At 48.2% G+C, this 12,159-nt stretch carries 11 protein-coding genes; 3 read left to right on the forward strand and 8 right to left on the reverse strand.

What is annotated here, in order from left to right:
- Nucleotides 1-51: 51 nt before the first annotated feature.
- From rarD to ezrA, 6 genes are all read right to left on the reverse strand, one after another.
- Nucleotides 52-984: an EamA family transporter RarD gene (gene rarD, locus ADU22_RS23615; RefSeq protein WP_053364355.1), complete on the reverse strand. Its 933-nt coding sequence runs from the start codon at nucleotides 982-984 to the stop codon at nucleotides 52-54.
- A gap of 92 nt (nucleotides 985-1,076) precedes the next feature.
- Entirely contained in the window at nucleotides 1,077-2,651 is a 1,575-nt protein-coding gene (gene mbcS, locus ADU22_RS23620) for an acyl-CoA synthetase MbcS (RefSeq protein WP_053364356.1), read from the reverse strand.
- Between the two features lie 147 nt (nucleotides 2,652-2,798).
- Nucleotides 2,799-3,002 carry an alpha/beta-type small acid-soluble spore protein gene (locus ADU22_RS23625; RefSeq protein ID WP_053364357.1) on the reverse strand — a complete coding sequence of 68 codons (204 nt, stop codon included), beginning with the start codon at nucleotides 3,000-3,002 and terminating at the stop codon, nucleotides 2,799-2,801.
- Between the two features lie 114 nt (nucleotides 3,003-3,116).
- Nucleotides 3,117-4,325 carry a tRNA uracil 4-sulfurtransferase ThiI gene (thiI, locus tag ADU22_RS23630; protein ID WP_053364358.1) on the reverse strand — a complete coding sequence of 403 codons (1,209 nt, stop codon included), beginning with the start codon at nucleotides 4,323-4,325 and terminating at the stop codon, nucleotides 3,117-3,119.
- Nucleotides 4,326-5,468: a cysteine desulfurase family protein gene (locus ADU22_RS23635; RefSeq protein WP_053364359.1), complete on the reverse strand. Its 1,143-nt coding sequence runs from the start codon at nucleotides 5,466-5,468 to the stop codon at nucleotides 4,326-4,328.
- 384 nt (nucleotides 5,469-5,852) lie between these two features.
- The gene (gene ezrA, locus ADU22_RS23640) at nucleotides 5,853-7,547 is read right to left on the reverse strand and encodes a septation ring formation regulator EzrA (protein ID WP_053364360.1); all 1,695 of its coding nucleotides are present in this window, start codon (nucleotides 7,545-7,547) and stop codon (nucleotides 5,853-5,855) included.
- A gap of 201 nt (nucleotides 7,548-7,748) precedes the next feature.
- On the opposite strand from ezrA, the gene hisJ reads away from it, so the two are divergent.
- Nucleotides 7,749-8,567: a histidinol-phosphatase HisJ gene (gene hisJ, locus ADU22_RS23645; protein WP_053364361.1), complete on the forward strand. Its 819-nt coding sequence runs from the start codon at nucleotides 7,749-7,751 to the stop codon at nucleotides 8,565-8,567.
- Between the two features lie 77 nt (nucleotides 8,568-8,644).
- Here the strand turns inward: hisJ and refZ are convergent, their stop codons facing one another.
- Nucleotides 8,645-9,280, reverse strand: coding sequence for a forespore capture DNA-binding protein RefZ (refZ, locus tag ADU22_RS23650; protein ID WP_053364362.1), 636 nt, complete (start codon nucleotides 9,278-9,280; stop codon nucleotides 8,645-8,647).
- 188 nt (nucleotides 9,281-9,468) lie between these two features.
- Between refZ and msrC the strand changes: the two genes are divergently transcribed.
- Nucleotides 9,469-9,954: a free L-methionine (R)-S-oxide reductase MsrC gene (gene msrC / locus ADU22_RS23655; protein WP_053364363.1), complete on the forward strand. Its 486-nt coding sequence runs from the start codon at nucleotides 9,469-9,471 to the stop codon at nucleotides 9,952-9,954.
- 50 nt (nucleotides 9,955-10,004) lie between these two features.
- Here msrC and megL read toward each other — a convergent pair whose 3' ends face one another.
- Nucleotides 10,005-11,192 carry a methionine gamma-lyase gene (gene megL, locus ADU22_RS23660; protein ID WP_053364364.1) on the reverse strand — a complete coding sequence of 396 codons (1,188 nt, stop codon included), beginning with the start codon at nucleotides 11,190-11,192 and terminating at the stop codon, nucleotides 10,005-10,007.
- 328 nt (nucleotides 11,193-11,520) lie between these two features.
- Here megL and rpsD point away from each other — a divergent pair, with 328 nt between their 5' ends.
- On the forward strand, nucleotides 11,521-12,123 hold the full coding sequence (rpsD, locus tag ADU22_RS23665) for a 30S ribosomal protein S4 (RefSeq protein WP_053364365.1): 603 nt from the start codon (nucleotides 11,521-11,523) through the stop codon (nucleotides 12,121-12,123).
- The last annotated feature ends 36 nt before the right edge of the window (nucleotides 12,124-12,159 follow it).

A 12,159-nucleotide genomic window follows, 5' to 3' on the forward strand; every position in this document is an offset into this window, starting at 1 on the left:
CTTATCATGCAAAAAAAGCCCTAAATGGGCTTTTTTGCATGATACAAGAATTTATGCCTGTGTCTTTTCCTTGCGCCACTTCCATTCAATTGAAGCAGCAAGCTTCGTCCTTGAAAGAGAGTAGATGGTCAAAGCTCCCCAAATGAAGGTAAAGGCTAATAGGTCTGTTTTGGAGAAGTGCTCCCCGTAAATAAATACCCCAAGGATCAGCGTCAATGTCGGAGCGATGTACTGGAGAAAACCAAGCGTCGATAGCGGTATCCTTTGTGCCCCTTTCGCAAAGAACAGCAGGGGAATCGCCGTCGCCGCCCCGGAACCAGCCAATAACAAACTAGTCGACAGGGAGCCGCTAAACAGTGTACTGCTTCCTTCCGTAAACAACACGGCCATATAAATGACCGCCAGCGGTGTCACCACCATGGTTTCCAGTGCAAGGCCGACTGCCGAATCCATCCTGATCCACTTTTTAGCCATGCCATATAGTCCGAACGAAACGGCAAGCGTCATGGCAATCCATGGAAAGCTGCCGTAAGAAAATGTCATGATCAGCACGCCCGCTGCAGCCAATGAAAAAGATAATATCTGGGCACCCGAAAGTTTCTCCTTGAAAAAGACGACGCCCAATAGGACAGAGACAAGCGGGTTTATGTAGTACCCCAGGCTTGCTTCCACCATCTGTCCGGAATTGACCGACCATATATAGACGAACCAATTGATGCTGATCAGGATGGCAGCCGCCCCAAGCGCCAGCATCTGCCGTTTATTTTGGGCAAAACCCCGGATGGTCCCGGCAAAAAGCGCCCATTTTTTTGACACAAGCAAGATTCCAATCATAAAAGCAAAAGACCATGCCACCCTGTTTGCCAGGATTTCTTCAGCCTTGACAAGGTCCAGGAATTTCCAGTAAACAGGGAGAATTCCCCATAATATATAGGAAAAAGCGGCATAGAGAATCCCATCTTGCTGCTCCGTCCGATTTGCCATCACTGCACCCCCGATATTTCTAAACTCGAAATATGTTCATTATAGCGGGGGAGCCGGCGGATTGGCAATCCTTTTTTTCTTCACTAGGTTTTTTAAACGCCCAATTCCTTTTTGCGGAGTTCGACGCGCCGGATTTTCCCTGATGTCGTCTTGGGAAGCTCCCTTACAAATTCAATCTTCCTCGGATATTTATAAGGAGCTGTCAACACTTTCACATGCTCCTGCAATGCCGGCACAAGCTCCGGATTGGTTTCATCCGTGCCCGGCTTCAGGACAATGTATGCTTTGACGATGTGCCCCCTCACACTGTCAGGAGAGGCAACAACGGCGCATTCCTGGACGGCAGGATGTTTCACAAGGGCATCTTCCACCTCGAACGGCCCGATTGTATATCCCGAGCTGATGATGATATCGTCCCCGCGTCCCTCAAACCAGAAATAGCCGTCCTCATCCTTCTTAGCCTTATCCCCGGTGATGTAATAATCACCCCTGAATTGCATCGCGGTACGTTCTGGGTCTTTATAATAATTTTTGAACAATGCCGGCGTTTCAATATGGACCGCAATATCGCCTACTTCCCCTGCTCCGCACGGGACACCGTCCTCATTGACGATTTCCACTCTGTTTCCTGGTGTCGGCTTGCCCATTGAGCCTGGTTTCAGCTCCATGCCTTGTGTCACGCCAACCAGGAGCGTGTTTTCTGTTTGTCCATAGCCGTCACGGACATCCACCTGGAAATGTTTCCTGAAGGTGTCAATGACCTCCCGGTTCAAGGGCTCCCCCGCTGAAACGGCACTGCGGAGGCCAGGAAGCTTAAAGTCGCCAATTTTTTCGACCTTGGCCATCAGCCTGTATTCCGTCGGTGTGCAGCAAAGGACATTCACTTGGTAGCTTTCCAATAATTCCAAATATTTTACAGGTTCAAATTTCCCATGATAGACAAAGCCTGTGGCACCTGAACCAAGCACGGAAAGGAAAGGGCTCCAAATCCACTTTTGCCAGCCAGGCCCGGCAGTCGCCCAAACTGTATCTCCTTCTTCTATTCCAAGCCAATTCGTGGCTGCTGTGCGCAGGTGCGCGTATGCCCACCCATGTGTATGTACAACGCCCTTCGGATTCCCTGTCGTACCCGAGGTATAGGAAATAAACGCCATATCGTCCCTTTCAGTCGTAGCCAATGCAAGCTGGTCATCCGCTTCCTGGGCCAATGTATCCAGGTTAAGCCACCCATCCTTTTCCTGCCCCACTGAAAACTTGAGAAGGGAAGCCGCCTCCCTGATAGGTGCAAACTCCTCAACAAATGGATGATAGCTGACAATTGCTTTGACATCTCCATGCGAAATGCGATACTGGTAATCTTTTGCCCGGAGCATTTCAGAACTTGGAATAACGACCAGCCCGGATTTCAATGCGGCAATATACACTTGGTACGCTTCAATCAGCCTTGGCATGACAACCAGGACGACATCTCCTTTTGAAAGCCCCTGCTCCCTGAATACATTTCCGATTTTATTTGCATTTTTGATAAGCTCGCTGTAAGTGACTTCCTTTTTCTCCCCCGTTTCATCTTCCCACTTAAGTGCCACCTTGTCCTGCTTTACTGCATACTGTTCCATTTCGGATATAAGATTGTAAACTTGCGGCGCAATCAGGTGCTCCCTGTTCATAAACTCCCTCCTATCAACTAATAATCATAGCTAATTTTATTATACAGATTTTTTTGACTTTTTGAATTATTAAATAGGAAGGAGTTGTGACAATTAGAAAGGAGCGGGATCGCTCCCGCTCCTTGTAGCCATTTTATTTATTTTTTATTAACGAGAGAAACCGCTCATTTGCTGTTGAGCCATAGAAACCAGGCGCTTAGTGATTTCTCCTCCAACGGATCCGTTAGCGCGGGAAGTTGTTTCTGCACCAAGGTTAACGCCGAATTCAGAAGCAATTTCGTACTTCATTTGGTTAAGAGCTTCTTCAACTCCTGGAACCAAAAGCTGGTTTGAACTGTTGTTGTTTGCCATGTGATTTCACCTCCTTGTGAGTATAGAGTGTGTAGAATCACATGCCTTCATTCAGCTTAGTTGTTGGTAATTGTTCACAGTAGAGGAAGCCAATAGGGTATAAAAGCAGTCTTTCTAAAACAAATCCTCATCTTCCTGTCCAGCGCGTGCGCCGCCTGGTGTGACCAGGATGCTTTCTGTCTCCTGCACGGCCTTCTCGATTAAAGGCTCAAAATCAAAGAAGCTTTCAAAATGTTTGACTTTTTCAAGCTTCGGCTTTGTTTTCGGAGAGGCCGGCACGAATACGGTGCAGCAGTCCTCGTAAGGCCGGTTTGAGATGTCCAGTGTATCGATTTTTCCGGCGATATCCATGATTTCTGTTTTGTCCATGGCAATCAGCGGCCTAAGGATTGGTGTACTTGTCACCTCATTAATGGCATACATGCTTTCGAGGGTCTGGCTTGCCACCTGGCCGAGGCTTTCCCCTGTAATCAGCGCCAGGCCTCCAAGCTTTTCACGAAGCCGGTCCGCTATTTGCAGCATCAGCCTTCTTGTTGTCGTCATCGTATAATTGTCGGGCACCTGCTTGTGGATGGCCTGCTGAATTTCGGTGAACGGTACAATATGAAGGGCAAAGTGCCCGCTTACTTCAGCGAGCTTGGCTGAAAGGTCTTCCACCTTTTGGCGTGCGCGCTCACTCGTGAACGGAGGGCTGGCGAAATGGATTCCCTCGACCTCCAGGCCCCTTTTCATTGACAGGTAGCCGGCAACTGGGCTGTCGATTCCACCTGAAAGCATTAGCATGGCTTTCCCGCTTGAACCAACAGGAAGTCCTGCAGCACCCAGGATATTTTCGGCTGACAGATACACGGCTTCTTTCCGGATTTCAATTTGCAGGTTGATATCCGGCTGTCTTACATTCACCTTTAATCCGGGAATGTTTTTAAGCAAGTGGCCGCCGAATTCGTAGTTGACCTCATTTGTGTCCAGTTCAAAGGTTTTATCCGATCTTTTCGCTGTGATTTTAAAAGTATTTCCCTCGCTGTAAAGGCTGCGGAACAACTCGAGCGCCGCATGCTTCATTTTATCGAGATCCTTTTCAACCTTGACGGCAAGGCTGAATGACTGGATGCCAAATACCTTTTTTAATCTTTCAGCAACTTTCCTTCCGTCTTCTCCATTCAACAGGACATACATGCGTTCCCTGTCGGATTCGATTTGCACTTGAGGAAAATCTTCAAGTGACTTCCTTACACTCTTTCTGAGCTTATCGATAAATTTATTGCGGTTTCGGCCTTTTGTCGAAATTTCGCCATAACGTATAAGAATGCGGTCATACATCATTTAATTCATTACCTCTCCTAATTGTTTTACAGTCTCCCTGATGGCTCCTGCCGCTGCCTTGGCTTCAGCAAGAGTATTTTCCCCTGAAAGGCTAATCCGGATGGCGCTCTCCGCCACTCCTTCGGGCACTCCCATTGCAAGCAATGTTTTGCTGGGCCTGCTCTTCCTTGAAGAACAGGCGCTCGTCGTAGACACATAGATGCCTTTCTCTTCAAGCGCATGGATGAAAACTTCCGCTTTGAAGCCTTTAACGGAGAAGTTCAAAATGTGGGGAGCCGAATTTTCTGCTGGGGTATGGATAATGATTTCCGGCATTCCCGCTAATCCGGATTTTATTGTCCCCATAATTTCATTTATTAGACCTATATTTCTTTCCCATCGTTCAGTGGACATCCTCAAGGCCTTGGCCATGGCAACGATGCCAGCGACATTTTCAGTCCCATTCCGGCGTTCCCMTTCCTGGCCCCCACCTGATAAAAGCGGAAGAAGCTTTACGCCGTCCCTGACAAACAGGGCACCAGTCCCCTTCAACCCATGGAACTTATGTCCCGAAATGGTGCAGAGGTCAATATTGCTGCCATAAATATCAAGGGGAAGTTTGCCGGCACCCTGAACATAATCCACATGGAACAGCACCTTCGGGAAATCCTTCAGCAGCTGTCCGATTTCTCCCACAGGCTGGATGGTCCCCACCTCGTTATTGGTATGGATGACCGAGACAAGGATGGTGTCATCCCTGATGGCCGCATTTATGGCGGCAGGGTCGATAAATCCCGCTGTGTTGACAGGCAGATAAGTTACTTCAAAACCCAATTCTTCAAGCTGCCGGGCCGCATTGGCTATAGAGTCATGCTCAATTTGTGTAGTGATTATATGTTTTCCCCGGCCGCGGTTGGCTAGAGCTACCCCTTTTAATGCCAGGTTATTGCCTTCCGTGCCTCCGGAAGTAAAAATAATTTCTGCCGCTTTCACGCCCAGCAGCCTGGCCACCTGGGAACGAGCCTGACCCAGGAGTTTTTCCGCCTGCCCTCCGATTCCGTGAAGCGAGGACGGATTTCCAAAATAGCCGGCAGAGACCTTCAGGAATGAATCCAGTACTTCTTTATAAGGTTTTGTCGTCGCACTGTTGTCAAAATAAATCATGGTATTCTCCCCCCTGGATGCCGAGCCTTTTTGCTAACAAAGAATTTTAACATATTGAGTCCGTCTTGAAAATAAGAAAAGCGTAAGCGCCTTCGGAACAATCTAAAAGCGGATTGTTCCTGCGATGCTTAATCTTGGAAGGTTTTCCTTAGTGCTCAGCCCCGACATGCATAAGCCACTCCAGAATAGAAGGCGGTCTTTGCCTTCAATTCTGGAGTGGCTTATGACCTCGAGCTGCTCAAAGCTACGCTTCTCGCAAGATACTCAAGGATGTTAAATCAAGGATGAAAACTGGCTAGGCGCTGGAGCTAGACAGTTATCTTAGTGTGAAAATTTGTACTTAGAAATAAAAGAAAGCTTCCAATCACATTGGAAGCTTTCACCTTATAGCTGTTTTTCAAAGAACAATTCGTCAATTTTCTTCATGGCGCCTGGTTCGACTTCTTCAATCGCTGCAGCAGCCTGCTCAAGCGCCTCGCGATAATTATAATTCCTGAAATGCTCTTCCGCTTCCTTCAACCCCTTATCAACCGACGGGAAGGAGCTGCGGTAACGATTTCCGTACTGGATGACCCTTTCGGCCAGCCTGACATTTTCAACGGTTTCCGCTGTTGTATTGGCCAGCTTTTCCACCGTAAGTTCGGCGATCTCGAGATGCTGCTGGATAGTTGGTATATCAAGCGGTTTTTGCTCCAGCTTGTCGGATACATTTTGGATGCTTTCTTTAGCATCCTCAAGCAGATATTTATAATTCTGCGACAGTCCCGGCAAATTGCTTTTGGAAACCAGCTTCATGCTGCCGGTGATCTTCCTCGACAGCTCCCTTAGACTGTCACGTGCAGCCATTTCATCCTTCCGGAGGGCATTCAGCTTTTCTTTAAATTCTTTTTGTTCCGCGATGCATTCCTCGATCTCATTCTTCAATTCTGCGAGCTCCTCGCTCAGGAAACTGTATGCTGTTTCCCCCTGAAGGACCCTCGCAGCGAGGACCTCGTACCTTTTCATCAGCTCAAAGAGCAATTCGTCTGCCCTGGAGTGAACCTCAAGCTCCTTATTTGGCAGGTGATAGCTTTGCTGGACAGCTTCAATTTCTTCCTGGATCTTTTCGCTTGCATCCGCAGCCAAAATCAGCTGTTCTCTCATTTCTCCCTGATGAACGGTGACAAACCGGCGGGCCTCTACTTCTTTTTCAAGAAGGTCAAAGAGTCCGTCGATCCGCTGCTTCAGTTCCTCCATCCCCTGTCTCGTTTCAGCAACATCCCCATCGTCTATCACTGACTGGATTTGCGCGAGCCCGCCTTCGATTTCTTCGAGTTCTTTTTCAATGCCGAGGTGTCCAAGGGCATAGCCTTGCTCGGCCATTTCCCGGCAGCCTTCCTTCAGTTCGCCGATTTGTGCGGGAAGACCGATGTTGCAGTCATGAAGCAGCTGCGGGATCACTTCCAGTTTGACGCCCATGTCTTCAAGGCCGGCCTTGATGCCAAGAAGGATTTCCCTTGCTTCCAGGTAATCCCCGCTTTCGGTTTTCATGTCAAATTCCTGGAACTTTTCCAGAAGCCCATTCAGCTGTTCCTCAAGCCCCTTTTCAGCTTTCCCGAAGCTGTGGCTGTGGGCGAGAAGGATCTTCCGGCTCTGGCGGTAATGCTCCTTCAGCTCCTCTACTTCGGTCCGGTTCTTTTCTTCACTGCCAACAAGTTCATTCAGCTCCTCGAGAATTTTCCCGATTCTTTCTTCAAGTGCCTCAAGCTTCCCGTCGATACTCGCCAGCGCTTCTTTCGCTTTTTTGAATCTCAGCTTATCGGTATATTCCTCCGCATCAAACAAAAGCTCTTCAATGCCTGGCAGTTCGACCGTGACAATTTCATCCCATTCCTTCCGCCATCGTTCAAAAAGTTCTTCTGTCTGGCCGGTCATATTCAATTGTTTTACCTTGGACATCTCGTCCAGCACCGGCCGGTTCATTAACTCGATCTTCCAGGCCTCGTATCGGTCAACCTCATTAAAATACTTCCGTTTCATGAAATATCCTATTAGAAAAAAAGCGATCAGTACGCCTATACCACCAAAAATATATATCATTTCAATCCCCCTGGGTCTTTGGCAAACATCCGTTTGTAGCCTATGTATATAAAAAAGGAAATGTCATTTTTTATGTATTTATGATACCATGTAAACGACATTTTTTGACCAGTAAATTCATATTTTTGTTTAAATTATCGAAAAGCATCATAATATGTCACGCCATTCGTAAAATTTCCAGCTATTCAGGAGGTGAATCCAATGTTCAGGGATGGACATGTCCATAGCAGGTTCTGCCCTCATGGAACAAAAGATTCTTTTGAAAGCTATATCGAAAAAGCCCTTTCCATCGGGATAGAGGAAATCTCTTTCACCGAGCATGCTCCATTGCCAGAAGGGTTTATCGATCCTGTCCCGCAGTCCGACAGTGCGATGGACAAGGATCATCTTGAGGCATACCTTGCAGAAATTGACGCCCTCAAGCGGAAATACGCGGGAAAGATCACCATTCATGCAGGGCTCGAGGTCGATTTCATTGAAGGGTACGAATCAGAAACAGCACAGTTCCTCAACATGGCAGGGCCCTATCTCGATGATGCCGTCCTGTCCGTCCATTTCCTCAAGGATGCTTCCGGGCATGACTGTGTCGATTACAGCCCCGAACATTTTGGCAAGATGAAGGAGCGTTATGGGTCTGTGGAAGCCATCTACGAAAATTATTACCGCACTCTTTTAAAATCCATCTATTCGGACCTGGGGAAGTACAAGCCTAAACGAATCGGACATATCACCCTCATTCACAAGTTCCAGCTAAAATATCCTGTTGAAAGAGCCTTCACCAATGAACTGGATACTGTTTTAAAGGCCGTCAAGGAGAAGGGTTATGAATTGGACTACAACGGGGCCGGAACGGCCAAACCGCTCTGCCGGCAAACCTACCCTCCACGGGACATCGCCGAAAAGGCCGCCGCCCTTGGCATACCGCTCATCTACGGCTCCGACGCCCATCAGGCAAAGGAACTGGGCCAGGGCTTTGACAGGACGATTCTGTACGAGACTGGCAGCGATATGAAAAACTAAAAACCGGCAGGCTGCCGGTTTTTAGTTTTAAAGAAGCAGGGGCTCTCTGCAGGCAGACAGCCCCCAGCTGCGCTTTCCTATATCGAAACAATCCTTCGTTCCGGCAAGGCTGGGGGCCCGCACAGGGCGGCATCAATCCACTGGAAAATTTCCCGGCTGTATTTGTCGGCAAAGTATTTTTCATGTGGCTGGATATGAAGGACTTCACTTACATACTGGATATTCAAAAATGGAGTCGCCAGCAGGCCTTTAAGCTGCAGGATGGCAAATGGCACAGGATGTTTTCTGAACTCTCCTGTATTCATCCCTCTTTCCAGCACTTTCTTAAAATAATAGCGTTCTTTGACGTGGTAGGTCGACATGACTTCACGCACCATTTGGGAATCAATCGACATTTCCCTGAGAATCAATCGGGTGAGCTGGGTATTTTGGCACTGGTATCTTAACACGTTTTCCACCATCTGTTTAAGGCACAATCCCGCTCCGTCATCCAGCAGCGAATACCCCTTTTCCAACTCCGCAATATAAGGTTCAAAATAAGCTGTAAAACAATGCTCGAGCAGCCCTTTCTTACACTGAAAATGGTAGGCGATATTGGCCGGGTTCACTCCTGCCTTGGATGCAATGTCCCGGATGGATGTCCCGCTGTATCCTTTCGTGTTAAACAGGAACAGCGCCGCCTCCACGATGGCTTCCCTGGAATTTTTCCGCATTCTTTTCACCCCTGCCTTTCCTGTTCTTCCCCTCATTCCGTCCCGAACCGTCCGCCGTCAAAAGCTATATCATAACAAGTTCTCGCTGCCTTCCCGTTTTCCTTTGAAAACCTGTCGACAAATTCCTTCCTTTTTCCTTCCTTTTTGGTAAAATGGATAGAGCATTTTGCAGAAAAGGGGGAATTACCTTGTTTAAGGTCGAATCATACAACGCCAACCGCGAAAGTAATTATCAATTATTGCTAAAGCAGCTACAAGCGCTGCTTGAGGGAGAAACCAACCCTGTTGCCAATTTCAGCAATGCTTCCGCGCTGCTGAATCAATTCCTTGATAGAATCAACTGGGTCGGTTTTTACCTTATGGAAGACGGGGAACTGGTACTTGGGCCTTTCCAGGGGCTCCCTGCTTGTGTCCGGATTCCTGTCGGCAAAGGGGTATGCGGCACTGCGGCCTCCAGGATGGAGACCATCAGGGTGGCAGATGTCCACCAATTCCCAGGCCACATTGCATGCGATGCGGCTTCCCAATCGGAAATCGTTATTCCAATGGTCGACAATGGCAAGCTTGTGGGCGTGCTCGATATCGACTCTCCTGAAAAGGATCGCTTTGATGAACTGGACCAGCGCATGCTCGAGGAGTTTGTTTCAATGCTCATGAAGCTATATAAAGGGTGACATATGATTCACTAAAAAAACAGCTGCCAATGCAGCTGTTTTTTTTAGCATTATTCCGAAGCAGCGCTTAGGGCCTGCTCCAGGTCATCCCATATGTCCTCCCATGCTTCAAGGCCGACAGACAGCCGAAGCAGGCTGTCATCTATCCCCATTTTTTGCCGCTCTTCCGGGGGAACCACAGCATGGGTCATCGTTGCCGGATGCTGGATGAGCGTTTCTGCATCCCCGAGGCTGACAGCAATCTTGATGAGTTTTAATTTATCCATGATGGCCTGGGCCTTTTCCTTTGTGCCTTTTATGGTAAAAGAGATAAGCCCCCCAGGCCTGCGCATCTGTTTTTCAGCTATGCTGTAATCGGGATGTCCGGGATCTCCGGGAAAATATACGCTTTCCACTGCGTGATGGGCTTTCAGGGAAGCGGCGAGCTTTTCGGCATTTTCACAATGCCGGTCCATTCTGACATGCAATGTTTTCAGCCCCCTCAGGAGCAGCCAGGCATCAAACGGGGATATGATACCGCCCATATCCTTAAGGGTGGTCATGGCCACTTTGTTCATAAATTCCTCGCTGCCTGCTGCCAAACCGGCTATCACGTCTCCATGCCCGCAAACATACTTGGTCGCGCTGTGAATGACCACATCGCAGCCCTTCTCGAGAGGCTTTTGGAGATAAGGTGAACAGAAGGTATTGTCCACCACGACCGGAAGGCCTTTTTCCTTCGCAGCCTCCGCCACCATTTGCAAATCGACCAGCCGCATTGTTGGATTGATAGGGGTTTCGATATAAATGCAAACCGTGTTGGGGCGAATGGCCTGCAGGACACTTTCCCTGCTTTCCATTAACGAGAAATCATGATTGACGTTAAACTTTTCCTTCATAAGCTGAAGCAGCCCAAATGTACAGCCGTAAACCCCTTGTGAACAAAGGATATGGTCGCCGGCCTTCACGATGGAAAACAGGACGGAAGAAACTGCGGCCATGCCCGAGCCAAATGCCAATGCCCTTTCGGCTCCCTCGAGCGCTGCCACCCTTTCTTCAAGCACCTTCACAGTCGGATTGCCCAGCCGCGAATAGATATACCCTTCCTCTTCCCCCGCAAACCGCCTTTCCCCCTGGGCCGCATTTGCGAATGTAAATGTACTGCTCTGAAATAATGGCGGCACAAGGCTCCCGCTGTTCTCTCCCGAATCATACCCCATGTGGATGACCTCTGTTTCAAAGCGTTTATTCTTCTCCATGCTTCTCCTCCAGCTTTGTTGTAAGCGTTTACAACACTTTATCTCTAGAATATGATATGGCTGCGGATATGAAAAGGGTTTTGTCCTTTTAAAAATACACCTTGACTTTTATACTTCAAAAATAATATAATACTCTTTGTGTAAAATATCGCAGCCTAAGTGAAGACCTTTATGAGTGTATTTTGTTCCTCAAAGACCTAATTGCTTTGATGGTGCATCGTGTAACCCGCTGCTGCTAGGGCGAAGGTGCATGAAAACAGAATACGCATACTGCGTTTCACGAACTGTTTTTATTTTACCGAAATAAAAACACAAGGAGGAGTCATTCATGGCTCGTTATACCGGCCCAAGCTGGAAACTATCCCGCCGTCTTGGAATCTCTCTAAGCGGTACAGGTAAAGAATTAGAAAAACGCCCTTACGCACCAGGTCCACATGGTCCTAACCAGCGTAAAAAGCTTTCCGAGTACGGATTGCAGCTTCAAGAGAAGCAAAAGCTTCGTCATATGTACGGAGTAACTGAGCGCCAGTTCCGCAACCTGTTTGACAAAGCAGGCAAAATGGGAGGCGTTCACGGTGAGAACTTCATGGTTCTTCTTGAATCCCGCCTTGACAATGTTGTTTACCGTTTAGGTCTTGCCCGCACTCGCCGTGCAGCTCGCCAGCTGGTAAACCATGGCCACATTCTTGTTAACGGATCTCGCGTAGATATCCCATCTTACCGCGTAGCTCCTGGCCAAACAATCAGCCTTCGCGAAAAGTCCCGCAACCTTGATGTTGTTAAGGAAGCAGTTGAAGTGAACAACTTCGTACCTGACTACTTGACTTTCGACGCTGATAAGCTAGAAGGAACTTTCACTCGCCATCCTGAGCGTTCTGAACTTCCAGCTGAAATCAACGAAGCTCTTATCGTTGAATTCTACTCTCGTTAATCATAGCAGTAACAATGACCCCCTTCCGGAAACGGC

The sequence above is a fragment of the Bacillus sp. FJAT-27251 genome, assembly GCF_001273925.1.
Classification (GTDB): domain Bacteria; phylum Bacillota; class Bacilli; order Bacillales; family Cytobacillaceae; genus Mesobacillus_B.

Bases quoted from the DNA above. Each gene is read 5' to 3' on its own strand.
- rarD (WP_053364355.1), bottom strand. From the start codon at position 984: ATGGCAAATCGGACGGAGCAGCAAGATGGGATTCTCTATGCCGCTTTT.
- mbcS (WP_053364356.1), bottom strand. From the start codon at position 2,651: ATGAACAGGGAGCACCTGATTGCGCCGCAAGTTTACAATCTTATATCC.
- ADU22_RS23625 (WP_053364357.1), bottom strand. From the start codon at position 3,002: ATGGCAAACAACAACAGTTCAAACCAGCTTTTGGTTCCAGGAGTTGAA.
- thiI (WP_053364358.1), bottom strand. From the start codon at position 4,325: ATGATGTATGACCGCATTCTTATACGTTATGGCGAAATTTCGACAAAA.
- ezrA (WP_053364360.1), bottom strand. From the start codon at position 7,547: ATGATATATATTTTTGGTGGTATAGGCGTACTGATCGCTTTTTTTCTA.
- hisJ (WP_053364361.1), top strand. From the start codon at position 7,749: ATGTTCAGGGATGGACATGTCCATAGCAGGTTCTGCCCTCATGGAACA.
- refZ (WP_053364362.1), bottom strand. From the start codon at position 9,280: ATGCGGAAAAATTCCAGGGAAGCCATCGTGGAGGCGGCGCTGTTCCTG.
- megL (WP_053364364.1), bottom strand. From the start codon at position 11,192: ATGGAGAAGAATAAACGCTTTGAAACAGAGGTCATCCACATGGGGTAT.
- rpsD (WP_053364365.1), top strand. From the start codon at position 11,521: ATGGCTCGTTATACCGGCCCAAGCTGGAAACTATCCCGCCGTCTTGGA.